This is a genomic window from Paracoccus sp. SMMA_5_TC (assembly GCF_009696685.2).
Taxonomy (GTDB): Bacteria; Pseudomonadota; Alphaproteobacteria; order Rhodobacterales; family Rhodobacteraceae; genus Paracoccus.
Window position 1 is genome coordinate 1,049,056 of the sequence record NZ_CP102355.1, and the last position, 16,341, is coordinate 1,065,396.

The window sequence follows — 16,341 nt, forward strand, 5'->3', positions numbered from 1 at the left end:
TTACGCAAACATTGGTTAATTATGTCGATGACGGCGCTGGCGCTGCACCGGGTCAAGGCTTTGATCCGGATGATCTGGCGCAATCTGTGATGGTGTTTTCGGCTTGGCCGGTGTTGAAGTGATGGGGTTAGTGTATGTCGAACAGTGCACCCGTAACGCGCGGGAGAAAGTTCCTGCAGGTTCTGGAGGGCGCGCGCACCGTATTCCTGCGCGACGGGTTCGAGGGAGCCAGCGTGGACGAGATCGCGCGCGAAGCCGGCGTCTCGAAAGCCACTCTTTACAGTTATTTTCCTGACAAGCGCATGATGTTCATAGAGGTTTTCCGTCATGAACTGTCGCGTGAGGCTGCTGATGCCAGTGCCCTTGTCGATGTCGACCTGCCGGTGCGAAAGGTGCTGCCCTTTGTCGTGCAATTGATTTCGGCCTATCGGCTGTCGGATTTCGGGCTGCGCATCTATCGGGTCAGCGTCGGCGAGGCCGAACGTTTTCCCAGCCTGGCCCAGGAATATTACAATTCGGGGCCTTTCCTGTTGCGCCAACAGCTGATCGCCTATCTGCGGCGTTGCGTCCAGCGCGGCGAGCTGTCGATTCCCGACCTTGAGCTAGCCGCAGATCAGCTGATCGAACTGGCCAGCGCCACGGTCCATGATCGTGCGCTGTTTCTGGGCCGCGATTCGGTGGACAAGGATCTGTTGCAGCGCGTCCATGCTGCCGCCGTCGAGATGTTCCTGAGCCGGTATGGTGCCGAACGCGCGGGTCTGGCGGCAGTGGCGGAATGACGGTGGGTTCTTCTCATTCCCCGTTGCTGCCCCTATGATGCGACGTCGAAATTCCCGTATTGGATGAGCCACCGATGAACCGAGCCCTGATCGCGCTTCTTGCCCTCAGCCCTCTGGCCGCCTGCGCCCCTGCGCCGCAACCGGTGCCCGAGCCTGTTCCGCAGGTCGTGCCGCCGACTCCGGTCGCAGGGGTCAGCGGGCTGCAATCGCGCGAACCCGATGCATGCCATGCCAAGAATTACGTCTCGGCCCTGGGCCAGCCGGGAAGCATCATTCCCAGCCTGGGCGTGACACGCGAATATCGCGTTGTGGAATATCGCGGGATCGAGCCGCAGGAATACGATCCGCTGCGCATCGTGTTCCGCCTGGATGCGGCCGGGAACATCTACAATATCGATTGCGGTTGAGAAAGGCACGACATGAACAGACTTGCCCTGATGCTGCCGCTGCTGCTCGCAGCCTGCCTCGAGACAGAGGTGCCCCAACCGGCGCCGCAGCCTGAAGCCGATGCCTGCCGTGCCGGCGAGTTCAAGGTGCTGGTCGGCCAGCCCAGGCTGGTGCTGCGTGACATGCAGTTGCCGCAGGGCACGCGGATCATCGGCCCGCGCGATGCGGTCACCATGGATTATCGCCAGGATCGTCTGAATTTCGAGATCGGCGCCGACGGGCGGATCGCCAAGGTCGCCTGTTATTGACAGACCCTTGCAAGGCGCGGGGGCGATTTCGCGCCTGCGCCCTGCATCAGCCCGCCCCGCGCTGGCCCATCAGCCGTGCCATGTCCAGCATGCGGCACGAAAAGCCCCATTCGTTGTCATACCAGCCGAACACACGCAGCAGCCCACCCGCGACCGATGTTTCCGGACCGGCCATAACGATCGATTCGCTGCGGGCGCGCAGGTCGCTTGACACCAGCGGTCGATCCGTCCAGCCAAAGACGGCCGAATGCTCGGCCAATCCGCGCAAAAGGTCATTGACTTCATCGACCTGGGTCGGGCGTGCTGTCGTGATGGTCAGGTCGATGCAGGACACACTGGCCGTGGGCACGCGAATGGCGCGTGCGGCGACGCGACCGGCCAGATGCGGCAGAACCTCGCCGATCAGCCGGCCGGCGCTGGTCGAGGTCGGCACCATCGACAGGGCCGCAGCGCGGGATCGCGCGGCATCGCCACGCGGCTTGTCCACGGTCGGTTGACTGCCTGTATAACAATGCACCGTAGTCATCTGCCCGGACAGCACACCGAATTCGGCGTCCAGCACCCGCAGCAAGGGCGCCAGCGCATTGGTCGTGCAGGATGCGTTCGACACGATCCGTTCCGCGCCCAGACGATCATCGTTGGCACCGATCACCAGGGTGGCGTCCGCCTGATCCGATGGGCCGGAAACCAGGACCGCAGCAGCGCCTGCCTCGAGCCCGCGGGCGATGATCGCCCGCGATCCGGTCAGGCCGGTGCATTCCAGCACGATGTCGATACCCGACAGATCCAGGCTGCGCAGATCCGGGGTGGAACGGAATTCAATGGCACGGCCATCGACGACCAGCGCGCCGGGCGCGGTGGTCACGCTGCCGCGCCAGGGACCGAAAACGCTGTCATATTCGAACAGATAGGCGCAGGTTTCCAGCGACTCGATCTCGTTGATCAGCACCAGTTCCAGATCATCGTGCCCACCCTGCGCCAGAATGCGCAGGATGGTGCGTCCGATGCGTCCAAAACCGTTCAAGGCCAGTCTGATCCGTCGCTTTGCCATGGTCGGGCGCCATTGGTCAGATATTGACCTTTTGCGCTACTCCCTTCTGGATTGCGATTTCGAGTGTTCTGGATGCGACGGCGAGGTCTTGCAGGCCGACGCCGGTGCCGTCGAAGATGGTGAGTTCGGCGTTTTCGCGGCCGGGGTCGATGCCGGCGACGACGGCGCCCAGTTCGCGGATCTGGTCCTGGGCGATCAGGCCCTGGTCGATGGCATGCTGGCATTCGCCGATGCTGATCGCCTGGGCGAGCTCGTCGGTGAAGACGCGGGCGCGCGCCAGCAGCGCCGGATCCAGTTCCTGCTTGCCGCGGGTGTCGGTGCCCATGGCGGCGATATGGGTCGGGCCCTGGACATGGCCGTCCATCAGCAGGGCCGAGAAGGACGAGGTGATCGAGATGATCACATCCGCCTCGGCGCCCAGCCGGGGCAGGTCGACCGCCTCGAAGGGCAGGCCCAGATCGGCGGCGGTCTCGGCCAGCCGGCCCAGCATCTCGGGATGCGGGTTCCAGCCCAGGACCCTGTCGAAGTCATGCACCGCGGCGGCGGCGCGCATCTGGAAGGCCGACTGGTGGCCGGCGCCGATCATGCCCAGCACCCGCGCGCCCCTGGGCGCCAGATACCTGATCGACACCGCCGCGGCGGCGGCGGTGCGCAGCGCGGTCAGCAGGTTGCCGCCGATCGCCGCCCGCACCCGCCCGGTATCGGGGTCGAACAGGAACACGGTGGACTGGTGGTTGATCAGCCCGTGCTTCTGGTTGTTGGGCCAGTAGCCGCCGGCCTTCAGCCCCAGCACCAGCCCGGCCGCGTCGAAGCCGCCCTTGAAGCCATAGAGCGCGTCCTCATGGCCGATGGCCTCGCGCACCACGGGAAAGTTCCAGGCCTTGCGCCGGGCCATCGAGGCGAAGACCGCCTCGATCGCCTCGAAGGCCGCCTCGGGGGTCATCAGACCCGCGATCTCGCTTTCGGCAACGACATACATCAGTAGGCTTTCCCGCGCGCCGACACCGGCCAGACGGTCTCGACCTTGCCGCCGCGCACGCCCACATACCAGTCATGGACGTTGCAGGTCGGGTCGCAATGGCCCGGCACCAGCCGCAGCTTGTCATTGACCTTCAGCACGCCGTTCGGATCCTCGACCACGCCGTGTTCGTCGCTGCACTTGATGTATTTCACATCGTCGCGGCCGTAGACGAAGGGCAGGCCGCTGTCGACCGACTGCGCCTTCAGACCGGCATCGACCACCGCCAGATGCGGCTTGGCATGCGACATGACCGAGGTCAGGATGAACAGCGCGTTTTCCCATTCGCCCTGGTCGATGCGCTTGCCGTCCTGGTCCAGGATGCGGCCGTAATCGGCATCCATGAAGGCATAGGAACCGCACTGCAGCTCGTTGTAGACCCCCGAGGCCGATTCGAAGTAATAGGAACCGGTGCCGCCGCCCGAGACGAATTCGGGCTTCAGCCCCACCGCCTCCAGCGCGTCCACGGCTTCCTTGACCTGGGCGATGGCGGCGTCCAGCTTGGCCTTGCGGTCGGCATAGCTGTCCATGTGCTGCATCGCGCCCTGATAGGCCTGGATGCCCTTGAAGGTCAGGTTCGGCGCGGCCGCGGCGGCCTGGGCGATCTCGACCACGGCATCGGCGGTCTTGACCCCGCAGCGCCCGGCGCCGCAATCGATCTCGACGAAGATGCCCAGCTCGGTGCCGTGCTTGACCGCGGCGGCCGAGAGTTCGGCGATATTGGCCAGGTCATCGACGCAGACCGTCACCGTGGCGCCGGTCTTGGGCAGGCGGGCCAGGCGGTCGATCTTGGCCGGGTCGCGCACCTCGTTGGTGACCAGCACGTCCTTGATGCCGCCGCGGGCAAAGACCTCGGCCTCGCTGACCTTCTGGCAGCAGACGCCGACGGCGCCGCCCAGGCTTTCCTGCAGCTTCTGCACGTCGACCGACTTGTGCATCTTGCCGTGGCTGCGGTGGCGCATCCCGTGCGCCCTGGCGTAGTCGCCCATCTTCTTGATGTTGCGTTCCAGCGCGTCCAGGTCGAGGATCAGGCAGGGCGTCTGGATATCCTTTTCATCCATGCCCGGCAGGGCGGGGATGTCATAGCCGACCTCGTAGCCGGCAAAATCCGTCTTCGCGTTCATGGGATGCTCCTCAGTTCCAGGGCAGCTTGTCGAGATCGACATTGCCGCCGGTGACGATGACGCCGACGCGCTTGCCGGCGAAGGCTTCGGGGTTTTTCAGGATGGTGGCCAGCGGCACGGCGCTGGAAGGTTCCAGAACCACGCGCAGATGCTTCCAGGCCAGCTTCATCGCGTCGATGATTTCCTGCTCCGAGGCGGTGTAGATTTCCGAGACATGGTTCGACACGAAGTGCCAGGTCAGATCCTTGAGCGGCACCAGCAGCCCGTCGGCGATGGTCCTGGGTGCGTCGTCGGCGATGATGTGGCCGGCCTTGAAGCTGCGATAGGCGTCATCGGCCTGTTCGGGTTCGGCCGCGATGACCCTGGTTTCGGGCGCCAGCGTCGCCAGCGTCAGGCAGGTGCCCGAGATCATGCCGCCGCCGCCGATCGGCGCCACCACCATGTCGAGCCCATCGGTCTGTTCCATGAACTCGCGCGCGCAGGTGCCCTGGCCCGCGATCACCCGCGGGTCGTTGTAGGGATGCACGAAGTCGCCGCCGGTGCGGGCCTGCACCTCGGCAAAGGTCGCCTCGCGCGAGCTGGTCGAGGGCTCGCATTCGGTGATGACCCCGCCATAGCGGCGCACGGTGTCCTTTTTCGCCTGCGGCGCGGTGCGCGGCATCACCACGTTGCAGGGGATGCCGCGGCGCATGGCCGCATAGCTCAGGCACGAGGCATGGTTGCCCGAGGAATGGGTGGCCACGCCCTTGGCGGCCTGCGCCTCGTCCAGGCCGAAGACCGCATTGGTGGCGCCGCGGACCTTGAAGGCCCCCGGCTCCTGGAAGTTCTCGCATTTGAAGAACAGCTGCGCCCCGGCCAGATCGTTCAGATAGTCCGAGACCCGCACCGGCGTGCGGCGGATATGCGGCTTGATGCGCTCATGCGCGGCCAGCATGTCCTCGTAGGTGGGGATATACATGGCGTCCGACATCTCAGGCGGCTTTCCGTTGCGCGGTGGCGGTGGACTGGCGGTAATGTTCCTGGGCGGCGGCAACGCCCGACCCCAGCCGCACCGGCAGGCCCAGATCGGCCATCACCATCTCGGCGGTGGCGATGCCCGACAGCGCCATGGCATCGGTCAGGCTGCCCAGGTGGCCGATGCGGAACACCTTGCCCGCGACCTCGCCCAGGCCGGTGCCAAAGGCCATGTCATAGGTTTCCAGCGCATGGGCGACAATGCGGTTGGCGTCGAACCCCTCGGGCACGCGGATGGCGCTGACGCTGTCGGAATAAAGCTCGGGGCGCAGCGCACACAGCTTCAGGCCCCAGGCCTCGACCGCGGCGCGCACGCCGCCGGCGATGCGGTGGTGGCGGGCAAAGACATTCTCCAGCCCCTCGCTCAGCAGCCGCTCGCAGGCCGCGTTCAGCCCGTTGATCAGCCCGACCGGCGGCGTATAGGGATAGCCGTTGCGGGCATAGCCGCTGGCCATGTCGCGGATGTCGAAGAAGGTGCGCGGCAGTGTCGCGCTTTCGACCTGCTCCATGGCCTTGGGCGAGAAGCCGACGATGGCCAGGCCCGGGGGCAGCATGAAGCCCTTTTGCGAACCGGTGACGGCGATGTCGACGCCCCATTCGTCCATGCGGAAGTCCATCGACCCGATCGAGCTGACGCCATCGACATAAAGCAGCGCCGGGTGCCCGGCCGCGTCCAGCGCGCGGCGCACGGCGGCGATGTCGGATTTGACGCCGGTCGCGGTCTCGTTATGCGTGGCCAGAACCACCTTGATCTCGTGGCCCTTGTCGGCGGTCAGGATCTCCTCGAAACGGTCGGCGGGAACGCCTTCGCCCCAGGGCGTCTCGACGAAGGTCACATCCAGGCGGTGGCGCTGGCACATGTCGATCCAGCGGTGGCTGAACATGCCATTGCGCGCCGCCAGCACCTTGTCGCCCGGCGACAGCGTGTTGGTGATCGCGGTCTCCCAGCCGCCGGTCCCGGTCGAGGGGAACACGAACACCTGCGCGCGCTCGGTCTTGAGCACTTTCTTGACGCCTTCCAGCGCCGGATGCAGCATGCGCCCGAACACCGGCGAGCGATGGTCGATCGTCGGAATGTCGACGGCCTTGCGCATCTCCTCGGGGATGTTGGTCGGGCCGGGAATGAAGATCGGGTTCTGACTGGTCATGGCAATACCTCCTGCTTGAAAACCACCCTACGCCCACCCCCGCAATCACGCAATTTTTCTGAAAACAATTTCGCAATCGCGGAAAAATAGCAAACAATACAACAAAATCAATAAGATGAAGTTTTCCGGGATTGCGCAGGCCACAGCCTGCCGGAAAGAAATTCGCCGCGCCGGTCGCCAGGGCTGATTCGTTCTGGCAGGCTGGCCATGAAAGAAAACCGCGCCAGGCCCAAGCGGGCGCGGCGCGGCAGGGCGGGAGGACAAGGCCGGCGGCAGCGGCGTCGGTTGCGCTCAGCCCATGCGTTCCGAGGCGTAGCTGCCGGGAGAGGCGGGAAACACCACGGTCTTGTTGCCGTTCAGGAACACCCGGCGGTGGATATGGGCATGAACGGCCCGGGCCAGCACCTGGCTTTCGACGTCGCGGCCCAGGCTGACGTAATCCTCGGGGGATTGGGCGTGGGTGACGCGGATGATGTCCTGTTCGATGATCGGGCCTTCGTCGAGGTCGGCGGTCACGTAATGGCTGGTGGCCCCGATCAGCTTCACGCCGCGCTCGAAGGCCTGCTTGTAGGGATTCGCGCCCTTGAAGCTGGGCAGGAAGGAATGGTGGATATTGATGATGCGCCCCGACATCTTCTGGCACATCTCGTCCGACAGCACCTGCATGTAGCGGGCCAGCACGATCAGCTCGGCGCCGGTTTCCTCGACCACGGCCATGATCCGCGCCTCGGCCTCTGGCTTGTTGTCGCGGGTGACGCGGATGTAGTGGAAGGGAATGTCGTGGTTGACCACCACCTTCTGGTAATCCATGTGGTTCGAGATCACCGCCACGATGTCGATGGGCAGCGCGCCGATGCGCCAGCGATAAAGCAGGTCGTTCAGGCAGTGGCCGAAGCGGCTGACCATGATGATCACCTTCATCTTTTCGGCCTGGTCATGGAAGGCGAAGTCCATCTGGAACGGGCCGGCCAGCGCGGCCAGACCGTCCTGGAGATCCCGCAGGGTCGCGCCCTGTTCCGAGACCACGGTGACACGCATGAAGAAACGTCCGGTTTCGGAATCGTCGAATTGCGAGCTGTCGGTGATGTTGCAGCCCTTGTCCGCCAGGAAACTGGCGATGGTTGCGACGATGCCCCGGGTCGAGGGGCAGGTTACCGTCAGCGTGTATCTGTTCATCTGGCTCTCCGCAGTCTTCGTCTTGGGCGTGGCCCGGGGTGAGGGGGCGTTGGCTATGGGGCGGGGGCGACGCCGCCCCGACCCCATCGAGGGGCCGGGCCGGCGTGGGGCTGCGCCCCGGCCCGGTGGCGCGGTCAGGCCGCCAGATCCTGCGGCTCGGCCAGGCCCGAGATCCGGCAGCAGGCGGTCAGCGTATTGGCCAGCAGGCAGGCGATGGTCATCGGCCCCACCCCGCCCGGCACCGGGGTGATGGCGCCTGCCACCTGGACGGCGCTGTCGAAATCGACATCGCCCACCAGCCGCGACCGGCCCTGATCGTCGATGCGATTGATGCCCACGTCGATCACCGTGGCGCCGGGCTTGATCCAGTCGCCGGGGATCATGCGCGGCCGTCCGACGGCGGCGACCAGGATATCGGCGCTGCGGCACAGGCCGGCGAGGTCGCGCGTGCGGCTGTGGGCGACGGTCACCGTGCAGTTTTCGCCCAGCAGCAGCTGCGCCATCGGCTTGCCGACGATATTGCTGCGGCCGACCACGACCGCGTTCAACCCGGTCAGGTCGCCCAGGCGGTCGCGCAGCATCATCAGGCAGCCCAGCGGCGTGCAGGGCACCATCGCCTTCTGTCCGGTGCCCAGCAGGCCCACGTTCAGAACGTGAAAGCCGTCGACATCCTTTTTCGGGTCGATGGCATTGATCACCGCCTCGGCATCCAGCGACGCCGGCAGCGGCAGCTGCACCAGGATGCCATGCACGGCCGCATCGGCGTTCAACTGCGCGATCAGCGCCATCAGCGCCTGTTGCGAGGTGTCTGCGGGCAGCCTGTGCTCGAAGCTGTGCATGCCGACCTCGCGCGTCTGGATGCCCTTGTTGCGGACATAGACCTGGCTTGCCGGATCCTCGCCCACCAGCACCACGGCGAGGCCGGGAGTGATGCCGTGATCGGTGCGCAGCCGCGCCACCTGTTCGGCCACCCGCTGCCGCACCCCGGCCGCAAAGGCCTTGCCGTCCATGATCGCTGCGCCCATCGCCCAATCTCCCTTGGCTGTCCGCGTCGTAATGCCAGCGGCGTGCCGGCCGTCCGCCTGCGGATAGCGCAGGCGCCGGCGGGTGCAAAGCCCCCTGGCGCTGTCTGCGCTCGGGGCGTGCCCTGACCCCGGTGACTGCCTTTTTCCAATCAGAGCGACCGCCAGGCGGGGCATTTTGCGACAGCGGGGCGTCGTTTTCCGATGCTGCGCGTTTATCCAATGGCGGCGTCGCAGCCCTTGGCCTAGCCGGCCTCGGCCATGGCCCGGCACAGCAGCGCGACGGGGGGCGCAAACGGATTGCCCTTCATCGAGGAACTGGACAAGGCCGCCTCTGCCACCGCCTCGTGCCGCGATGGATCAAGCCCCAGGGCCGTGAGCCCGGGCAGCCCCGCCTGTCGTGCCCAGGCCGACAGTGCCTCGGGCGCCTCGGCCTCGGTCGTGCCCAGGGCCTCGGCGATCTGGCGGCAGACATGGCTCAGCCGCTCGGGATCGGGGGCATGGTCGCGGTTCATCCGCAGCACCGGACCCAGCAACGCGCCGCAGATTGCGCCATGCGCGGCGGGGGTTACCCCACCGATCACCCCGGCCAGCCCGTGCACCGCGCCCAGCCCGCCATTGGCCAGCGCGATCCCGCCCGACAGGCTGACCCAGGCCATGGTGTCGCGCGCGCCCGCGTCCTCGGCCTGCATCAACCGGGTGAGCGCCCGCAGCCCGGCCGGGATCGCCGGCATCGTCAGCGCGTCGGTGAAGGGGTTGGCCCGGATCGAGACATAGGGCTCGACCACCTGGGCCAGCGCATCAAGACCCGACGCCAGCGTGACAGCGCGCGGGCAATGATCGGTCAGCGCCGGATCGACGATCGCCAGCCGGGGCAGCATGCGCTCGTCGCGGATCGAGACCTTGCGGCCGTGATCGGGCAGGCCGATGACGGCGTTGCGCGTCGCCTCGGCCCCGGTGCCTGCCGTGGTCGGCAGCGCGATGAAGGGCAGGGGCGGCACCGCCAGCGGCAGGCCGCGGCCCACCACCTCAAGATGGTCCATGATCCCGCCCGGCGCCGGGATCAGCGCCGCCAGCGCCTTGCCCAGATCCAAGGCCGCGCCCCCGCCCAGGGCCGCGACCCAGTCGGCGACCCAGGGCTTTGCCTTGGCCAGGGCGGCCTGCAGCATCGGCAGGCTGGGTTCGGCCGCGCAGGGCAGGGCCAGCACCTGCGCGCCTTGCGCCCGCAACCCGTCGACCAGCCAGGCCGCGCGCCCGGCATCGGCGCCATGCACCAGCACGCCACGCCCGCCGAAGGCCACGATCTGCTGCGCTGCCGTCTGCGCCTGGCCGCGGCCAAAGACGACCCGCCCCGGCAGGGCAAAGGAAAAGCCGCTCATGCCACGGCCATGGTCGCGGCCACGGCCTGCTGCCAGCGAGCATAGCGGGCGTCGCGTTCGGCAGGCGGCATCTGCGGCTGGAAACGCCGCTCAAGCGCCCAGTCACGGGCGAAATCGGCCGGGGGCGGGCAGATGCCGGCCCGCAGCCCGGCCAGATAGCCTGCGCCCAGGGCGGTGGTTTCCGTGACCTGCGGCCGATCCACGGGGGCGCCAAGGATGTCGGACAGGAACTGCATCGACCAGTCGCTGGCCGCCATGCCGCCATCGACCCGCAGCACGCTGTCGGCTGCCATGGTCAGGTCCGCCTGCATCGCCTGCAACAGGTCGCGGGTCTGGAAACCCACGCTTTCCAGCGCCGCGCGCGCCAGTTCCGCCGGACCGGAATTGCGGGTCAGCCCATAGATCGCGCCCCGGCATTCCGGCCGCCAATAGGGCGCGCCCAGGCCGGTAAAGGCCGGCACCAGGATGACATTCTGGGCCGGGTCGGCGGCCTCGGCCAGGCCCTGGGTCTCGGCGGCGTGGCGGATGATCTTCAGCCCGTCGCGCAGCCATTGCACCACCGCGCCGGCGATGAAGATCGAACCTTCGAGCGCATAGGTCGTCTTACCGTCCAGCCGATAGGCGATGGTGCTGAGCAATCGGTGGGTCGAGGGCACCATCCGCGCCCCGGTGTTCATCAGCGCGAAGCAGCCGGTGCCATAGGTGGCCTTCATCATCCCGGGCTGGAAACAGGCCTGGCCCACGGTCGCCGCCTGCTGATCGCCCGCTACCCCCAGGATCGGGATCGGCCGGCCGAACAGGTCGGGACGGGTCATGCCGTAATCATCGGCGCAGTCGCGCACCTGCGGCAGCAGTTGCATCGGAATGTCCAGCAGCGCGCAGATATCCTCGTCCCAGCGGTTTTCGACGATGTTGAACAGCAGCGTCCGCGCGGCATTGGTGGCGTCGGTGGCATGGATCTGGCCCCCGGTCAGGTTCCAGATCAGCCAGCTGTCCACCGTGCCAAAGGCCAGCTCGCCCCGGCGGGCGCGGTCGCGAGCGCCCTCGACATTGTCCAGCAGCCATTTCAGCTTGGTGCCCGAGAAATAGGGATCCAGCAGCAGCCCGGTGCGCGCGGCGATCAGATCCGCATGGCCCGCGTCGCGCAGGCGCTGGCACAGGTCGGCGGTGCGGCGATCCTGCCAGACGATGGCGTTGTGCAGCGGCTGACCGGTCGCGCGATCCCACAGCAGGGTGGTTTCCCGCTGGTTGGTGATGCCGATGGCGGCGATCTGGTCCGGGCCGATCCCCGCCTTTTCGATCACCGCGCGCGCCGTGCCCGCCACCGTCACCCACAGATCGGAAGGGTCGTGTTCCACCCAGCCCGGGGTCGGAAAATGCTGGGGAAATTCGTGCTGGGCGCTGGCTATGACGCGCAAGCCCTGGTCGAACAGGATGGCGCGTGACGATGTGGTGCCCTGGTCGATGGCAAGAAGATGGGTCATGGCAACCTGCTGTGATCGGATGGCTTAGGCTGCATGCTGGCTTGGCACCGGTCAAGAGATTTTCGATTCTGCGCCAATTTCTGCGCATGCGAATATTTTCGCGCAGATGTTGGGCCACAAGGAACGCTTGCGCGCCGGGGTGATTTGCATAGACTGATGCGATCAGCGACAGGAGGTGCAGAGTGGCTCTCAGCATCCGGCAGAACGAAATCCTGGAACTGGCCCGCGCGGATGGGCGCGTGCTGGTCGAGGATCTGGCGCAGCGCTTCGATGTGACCCTGCAGACCATTCGCCGCGATCTGGGCGAAATGGCCGAGGCAGGGCTGCTCGAACGCGTGCATGGCGGTGCCGTGCCCCGCGCCGGCACCGTGAATCTGGGATACGAGGCCCGCCGCCGCATGAATGCCGAGGCCAAGGCCGCCATCGCTGCCGCCTGCGCCGCCGCCATTCCCGACAATTGCAGCCTGATCCTGAACCTTGGCACCACGACCGAGGCCGTGGCCCAGGCGCTGTTGAACCATTCCAACATCACCGTCGTCACCAACAACATGAACGTGGCCAATATCCTGTTGGCCAATCCGGGCTGCGAGATCATGGTGGCGGGTGGGGCGCTGCGCCGGTCCGATGGCGGCCTGGTGGGCGAGCTGACCACCCAGTTCTTCGAACAGTTCAAGGTCGATTATGCGGTCATCGGCACCTCGGCCCTGGATCATGACGGCGACCTGCTGGATTTCGACCTGGCCGAGGTCCGCGTCAGCCGCGCCATCCTGCGCCAGTCGCGCCAGGCCTTTCTGGTCACCGATCATTCCAAGCTGGATCGGCCGGCGCCCGCCCGCATCGCCAGCCTGTCCGAACTGGACGCCATTTTCATCGACCGGCCGCTGCCCGACGAACTGACCCGTCGCTGTGCGGAATGGGGCACGGCGGTGCACCTTTGTCCGGTGGCAGGCGACTGACCCGTCAGGTCACCGCCGCCTTGACCGCGTGGCGCGGATCGCGCCAGCTTTCACTGCGCAGAACCTCCTCGAGGATGCGGGCGGCGTGCCAGATGTCGGCATGGCGCAGATACAGCGGTGCAAAACCGAAGCGCAGCGTTGCCGGCGCCCGGAAATCGCCGATCACGCCGCGTTCGATCAATGCCTGCATGACCTCATAGGCATGATCGTGCAGGAAAGAAACCTGGCTGCCGCGGCGGGCGTGATCGCGCGGGGTCTGCAAGGTCAGGTCCAGCCCGGCGCAGCGGCCCTCGACCTGTTCGATGAACAGATCGGTCAACGCCAGGCTTTTCGCGCGCAGCTGCGCCATGTCGACCCCATCCCAGACCGACAGCGCCCCCTTCAAGGCCCGCAGCGACAGGATAGGCTGGGTGCCGCACTGAAAGCGGCGGATGCCGGCGCTGCCCTCGTATCGGGTTTCAAAGGCAAAGGGCCGGGCGTGGCCCCACCAGCCGCTCAATGGCTGGCTGGCCTGGGCCTGATGACGGTGGGCGACATAGACAAAGGCGGGCGCCCCCGGTCCGCCGTTCAGGTATTTGTAGCTGCATCCCACCGCCATGTCGGCGCCGCAAGCGTCCAGCTCCACCGGCAGCGCACCGGCCGAGTGGCACAGATCCCAGATGGCGATGGCCCCGGCATCCTGGATGCGGCGCGTCACCGCCGCCATGTCGCGCAGCTCGCCGGTCTTGTAATTGACCTGATTGACCAGCACCGCGGCGACGTCCCCATCCAGCAGATCCTCGATCTGCGGCGCGTCGATGCCTTCCAGGCGCAGACGCAGGCCCGGCACCGTCGCCAGCACGCCTTCGGCAATATAGATGTCGGTGGGGAAACTTTCCGATTCCGCCACGATGGTCCGCCTATCCGGCCGCAGGCCGACCGCCGCGTGCAGGGCCTTGTAGATGTTGACCGAAGTGGTGTCCGAGACCACGATCTGCCCGGCCGCGGCGCCGGTCAGCCGCCCGATGCGATCGCCCAGTTCGACGGGCAGGTCGAACCAGCCTGCGGTATTCCAGCTGCGGATCAGATCGCGCGACCATTCCTGTTCGGCGGCCTGGCGCAATTCGTCCAGTGCAGCGCGGGGCGCGGCCCCCAGCGAGTTGCCGTCCAGATAGATGAGATCGTCGGTCAGGACGAAGGCTTCGCGCAACTGCGCCAATGGATCGGCTCGATCCATCGCCTCGGCGGCGGCAAGATCGCGAATCGTGGTCATGATGTCCCCCCTGCCGACGCTGCGGCCCTGACCTTGTCTGAGAGGCAGTATAATTGGCACCGGCCTGCGGGAAAGGGGCAAGGCGCCCCATCACTGGCAATGCGGGACCGCTTCCTGCCTTGGCGATCCGGGCGAAATTTGCGTGCAAGTCCTTTGGAGTGCGTTTTGCGCTTGTTTTCCCCGGCCTTCGCCTGATAGACCGCGCGACGGAGACGTGGCCGAGTGGTCGAAGGCACACCCCTGCTAAGGGTGCAGACGGGAAACCGTCTCGAGGGTTCGAATCCCTTCGTCTCCGCCACTTGCCCTCGCGAAAGCGTTCTCCCGATTCGGTTGCGGCCGGATTTTTCGTTGTTTTCGGGGGTTGCGCGGGCGGGGCTGTTCACCGCTGTTCGCCCGGAAGGCCGAGTTCGGGCTCTCCGGCCCCGAACGCTCTGAACTGTTGACTTGACTGCAGGCGGTGCAGTGCTTGCGACCCATTTAAATCATGAGGCTGCAAGCGGCACAAAGCTGCTGACTCCGACGACAGGGCAGCCGGTCGAGATGGAATGGAAATCGAATTTTCGCCACTGCGGCGAGGTATTGCGGCTATCAGGCGGGGGCCCTTGCGACGTCCCGCCGTCATCGCGTGGCCGAATGAATGGGCCGGAGGGGCGTGCGCCTCTCCGGCATCAGGCCAGGCCTCGGTGGCCTCTGCTGCGACGTTCACCACCGTTTCGGCCAGCAAGGTCAGGATCGCGTCGGTGGCCCCTATTCCTGCAGCATCTGGTCCAGCAGACGTGCGGCATATGGCAGGCCCAGCTGCGCCGTCCAGGATTCGAGCGTGCCATAGCGGGCGATCTCGCAATGCTCGACCGTCTGCGCATTGGCCAGCAGGCCCGCATCAAGGGCGGGGCTACACTTGAACTCGACAATGAAATCCTGCCGCTCGGGGATGATGCTCTGATGGTATCGCAGGTCTTGCCTATCGCCTCGAATACCTCGGTCTGGCGCTTTGATTGGGCCTGCGTCTCCTGCTCGTGGGTCTCGAAGGCGGCCTTGAGATCGAGGTTCTGCGCGGCCCGGGCCCTCTTGCTAAGCGCGGTCGCGATCTTGCGCTCGGGGTAGCAGATGTCCTTGCGGGTCTTGTGAAACAGCTTGTCGAGAGTTCGGTCGGCCATCTGGGCTCCTCCTTGAGGTGAGTGCCGATGAGCGGGCGCGGCGGCACTTTGTTCCCGCGCGCCGCGCATGGCCGTCGTCAGGTCGAGCCGCGCGCCACGAAAAGTCCGGGCAGATGCACGTCGCTGGACAACCTGCCCTCCAGAACGTCAAGCAGGCGTTGCGTCATGGCCGTGATCGGCTGACGATAAGTGGTCAGCCCGTAGGCGGGCGATCCGGCCAGCGGGATGTCGTCGAACCCCGTGACCGCCACGTCCTGCGGCACGCGCAGCCCGAGGCGATAGCGCAGCGCGTCCATCGCGCCGATGGCGATGATGTCGTTCTCGCAAACCAGCACATCGGGGCGCGGCCCGCCCTCGGCGAAGAGGGCGGTCACGCGGTCGATTGCGGCGCCGAAATCATAGGCATCGGCATGGATCGACCGGACGCCGAAACCGGTCCGGGCTTGCCAGTATTCGGTGAATGTCGTCTTGCGGTGCAGCTTGGCCGATTGCGTGTCGGGACCGGCCAGATAGACCGGGTGCCGATAGGCGCGCGACAGCAGGTGGTCTGCGATCTCGCGCATGGCGATCACGTCGTCGCAGGCGATGGTCAGCGTGTTGGGGTTCTGGCTGTAGCGGGCGAAGATCACCAGTTTCTTCACGCGCCGCGCACCAAGGGCGGTGCCCAGGATGCGGTCGTCGAAGCGGGTGCCGATCACGACCGCCGCATCGACCCGTCGCTGGCTGGCGGCCAGCAGCGCGTCCGAGGCATCCTCGCTGTCGGACATATGCACGAGCAGCGTCCCCCAGCCGTGTGTCCACAGGATGCGGGTCAGCCGCTCCAGCACGACCAGCTTGTGGGGATTGCTGAAATCGTTGTTGATGATGGCGACAAGGTTCGACCGGTCCGAGGCCAGGGACGAGGCCAGCAGATCGGGCGCGTAGCCAAGCGCCTCGGCGGCGGCCAGCACCTTTTCGCGGCTCTTGCGCGAGATCGATGCGTCCTTTTTGAAAGCCCGCGCGACCGTCCAGCGCGACACCCCTGCCGCATTCGCCACATCGTCGGCCGTGACCGCGCCCTTGTCATGAATGTCGTCCATGCGCCCA

General features: G+C 66.4%; 15 protein-coding genes, 1 tRNA gene and 1 pseudogene. 5 read left to right on the plus strand and 12 right to left on the minus strand.

What is annotated here, in order from left to right:
- Positions 1 to 134: 134 nt before the first annotated feature.
- From GB880_RS05230 to GB880_RS05240, 3 genes are all read left to right on the plus strand, one after another.
- Entirely contained in the window at positions 135 to 779 is a 645-nt protein-coding gene (locus tag GB880_RS05230; RefSeq protein ID WP_154493495.1) for a TetR/AcrR family transcriptional regulator, read from the plus strand.
- A gap of 74 nt (positions 780 to 853) precedes the next feature.
- Positions 854 to 1,186: a hypothetical protein gene (locus GB880_RS05235; RefSeq protein WP_154493494.1), complete on the plus strand. Its 333-nt coding sequence runs from the start codon at positions 854 to 856 to the stop codon at positions 1,184 to 1,186.
- A 12-nt stretch (positions 1,187 to 1,198) separates the two neighbouring features.
- Positions 1,199 to 1,474 carry an I78 family peptidase inhibitor gene (locus GB880_RS05240; protein ID WP_154493493.1) on the plus strand — a complete coding sequence of 92 codons (276 nt, stop codon included), beginning with the start codon at positions 1,199 to 1,201 and terminating at the stop codon, positions 1,472 to 1,474.
- 46 nt (positions 1,475 to 1,520) lie between these two features.
- Here GB880_RS05240 and GB880_RS05245 read toward each other — a convergent pair whose 3' ends face one another.
- The 9 genes from GB880_RS05245 to glpK form a co-directional block, all read right to left on the minus strand.
- The gene (locus tag GB880_RS05245; protein ID WP_154493492.1) at positions 1,521 to 2,525 is read right to left on the minus strand and encodes a type I glyceraldehyde-3-phosphate dehydrogenase; all 1,005 of its coding nucleotides are present in this window, start codon (positions 2,523 to 2,525) and stop codon (positions 1,521 to 1,523) included.
- 16 nt (positions 2,526 to 2,541) lie between these two features.
- Positions 2,542 to 3,504, minus strand: a complete 963-nt coding sequence (gene bhcD, locus GB880_RS05250; RefSeq protein ID WP_154494501.1) for an iminosuccinate reductase BhcD — start codon at positions 3,502 to 3,504, stop codon at positions 2,542 to 2,544.
- On the minus strand, positions 3,504 to 4,667 hold the full coding sequence (gene bhcC, locus GB880_RS05255; RefSeq protein WP_154494502.1) for a 3-hydroxy-D-aspartate aldolase BhcC: 1,164 nt from the start codon (positions 4,665 to 4,667) through the stop codon (positions 3,504 to 3,506). Before bhcC ends, bhcD begins: the two co-directional genes overlap by 1 nt.
- Before the next feature lie 10 nt (positions 4,668 to 4,677).
- Positions 4,678 to 5,637, minus strand: coding sequence for a beta-hydroxyaspartate dehydratase BhcB (bhcB, locus tag GB880_RS05260; RefSeq protein WP_154494503.1), 960 nt, complete (start codon positions 5,635 to 5,637; stop codon positions 4,678 to 4,680).
- Between the two features lies 1 nt (position 5,638).
- Positions 5,639 to 6,829: an L-aspartate--glyoxylate aminotransferase BhcA gene (bhcA, locus tag GB880_RS05265; protein WP_154494504.1), complete on the minus strand. Its 1,191-nt coding sequence runs from the start codon at positions 6,827 to 6,829 to the stop codon at positions 5,639 to 5,641.
- A 291-nt stretch (positions 6,830 to 7,120) separates the two neighbouring features.
- On the minus strand, positions 7,121 to 8,005 hold the full coding sequence (gene purU, locus GB880_RS05270; RefSeq protein WP_154494643.1) for a formyltetrahydrofolate deformylase: 885 nt from the start codon (positions 8,003 to 8,005) through the stop codon (positions 7,121 to 7,123).
- A 134-nt stretch (positions 8,006 to 8,139) separates the two neighbouring features.
- Positions 8,140 to 9,030: a bifunctional methylenetetrahydrofolate dehydrogenase/methenyltetrahydrofolate cyclohydrolase FolD gene (folD, locus tag GB880_RS05275; protein WP_154494621.1), complete on the minus strand. Its 891-nt coding sequence runs from the start codon at positions 9,028 to 9,030 to the stop codon at positions 8,140 to 8,142.
- Between the two features lie 242 nt (positions 9,031 to 9,272).
- The gene (locus GB880_RS05280) at positions 9,273 to 10,406 is read right to left on the minus strand and encodes an iron-containing alcohol dehydrogenase (RefSeq protein ID WP_263467336.1); all 1,134 of its coding nucleotides are present in this window, start codon (positions 10,404 to 10,406) and stop codon (positions 9,273 to 9,275) included.
- Positions 10,403 to 11,890 carry a glycerol kinase GlpK gene (glpK, locus tag GB880_RS05285; protein WP_154493263.1) on the minus strand — a complete coding sequence of 496 codons (1,488 nt, stop codon included), beginning with the start codon at positions 11,888 to 11,890 and terminating at the stop codon, positions 10,403 to 10,405. The genes GB880_RS05280 and glpK overlap by 4 nt, the downstream gene beginning before the upstream one ends.
- 182 nt (positions 11,891 to 12,072) lie before the next feature.
- Here glpK and GB880_RS05290 point away from each other — a divergent pair, with 182 nt between their 5' ends.
- Positions 12,073 to 12,846 carry a DeoR/GlpR family DNA-binding transcription regulator gene (locus GB880_RS05290; RefSeq protein WP_263467337.1) on the plus strand — a complete coding sequence of 258 codons (774 nt, stop codon included), beginning with the start codon at positions 12,073 to 12,075 and terminating at the stop codon, positions 12,844 to 12,846.
- 4 nt (positions 12,847 to 12,850) lie between these two features.
- Here GB880_RS05290 and kynU read toward each other — a convergent pair whose 3' ends face one another.
- Positions 12,851 to 14,098: a kynureninase gene (gene kynU, locus GB880_RS05295; RefSeq protein WP_154493265.1), complete on the minus strand. Its 1,248-nt coding sequence runs from the start codon at positions 14,096 to 14,098 to the stop codon at positions 12,851 to 12,853.
- Positions 14,099 to 14,306: 208 nt separating this feature from the next.
- Here kynU and GB880_RS05300 point away from each other — a divergent pair.
- Positions 14,307 to 14,396 (plus strand) — tRNA-Ser (locus GB880_RS05300).
- A 449-nt stretch (positions 14,397 to 14,845) separates the two neighbouring features.
- Here GB880_RS05300 and GB880_RS05305 read toward each other — a convergent pair.
- Together GB880_RS05305 and GB880_RS05310 are read right to left on the minus strand one after the other, a co-directional pair.
- Positions 14,846 to 15,324 (minus strand): annotated as a pseudogene (locus GB880_RS05305) (YciE/YciF ferroxidase family protein).
- Positions 15,325 to 15,332: 8 nt separating this feature from the next.
- Complete coding sequence (locus GB880_RS05310; RefSeq protein WP_154493267.1) at positions 15,333 to 16,334, minus strand: LacI family DNA-binding transcriptional regulator; 1,002 nt, start codon at positions 16,332 to 16,334, stop codon at positions 15,333 to 15,335.
- Positions 16,335 to 16,341 lie beyond the last annotated feature (7 nt).

What these genes read in the sequence shown, in the direction of transcription:
- kynU (WP_154493265.1), bottom strand. Translation starts at nt 14,098, where the DNA reads ATGACCACGATTCGCGATCTTGCCGCCGCCGAGGCGATGGATCGAGCC.
- GB880_RS05235 (WP_154493494.1), top strand. Translation starts at nt 854, where the DNA reads ATGAACCGAGCCCTGATCGCGCTTCTTGCCCTCAGCCCTCTGGCCGCC.
- bhcD (WP_154494501.1), bottom strand. Translation starts at nt 3,504, where the DNA reads ATGTATGTCGTTGCCGAAAGCGAGATCGCGGGTCTGATGACCCCCGAG.
- GB880_RS05280 (WP_263467336.1), bottom strand. Translation starts at nt 10,406, where the DNA reads ATGAGCGGCTTTTCCTTTGCCCTGCCGGGGCGGGTCGTCTTTGGCCGC.
- GB880_RS05245 (WP_154493492.1), bottom strand. Translation starts at nt 2,525, where the DNA reads ATGGCAAAGCGACGGATCAGACTGGCCTTGAACGGTTTTGGACGCATC.
- purU (WP_154494643.1), bottom strand. Translation starts at nt 8,005, where the DNA reads ATGAACAGATACACGCTGACGGTAACCTGCCCCTCGACCCGGGGCATC.
- GB880_RS05240 (WP_154493493.1), top strand. Translation starts at nt 1,199, where the DNA reads ATGAACAGACTTGCCCTGATGCTGCCGCTGCTGCTCGCAGCCTGCCTC.
- bhcA (WP_154494504.1), bottom strand. Translation starts at nt 6,829, where the DNA reads ATGACCAGTCAGAACCCGATCTTCATTCCCGGCCCGACCAACATCCCC.
- glpK (WP_154493263.1), bottom strand. Translation starts at nt 11,890, where the DNA reads ATGACCCATCTTCTTGCCATCGACCAGGGCACCACATCGTCACGCGCC.
- bhcC (WP_154494502.1), bottom strand. Translation starts at nt 4,667, where the DNA reads ATGAACGCGAAGACGGATTTTGCCGGCTACGAGGTCGGCTATGACATC.
- GB880_RS05230 (WP_154493495.1), top strand. Translation starts at nt 135, where the DNA reads ATGTCGAACAGTGCACCCGTAACGCGCGGGAGAAAGTTCCTGCAGGTT.
- bhcB (WP_154494503.1), bottom strand. Translation starts at nt 5,637, where the DNA reads ATGTCGGACGCCATGTATATCCCCACCTACGAGGACATGCTGGCCGCG.
- GB880_RS05310 (WP_154493267.1), bottom strand. Translation starts at nt 16,334, where the DNA reads ATGGACGACATTCATGACAAGGGCGCGGTCACGGCCGACGATGTGGCG.
- folD (WP_154494621.1), bottom strand. Translation starts at nt 9,030, where the DNA reads ATGGGCGCAGCGATCATGGACGGCAAGGCCTTTGCGGCCGGGGTGCGG.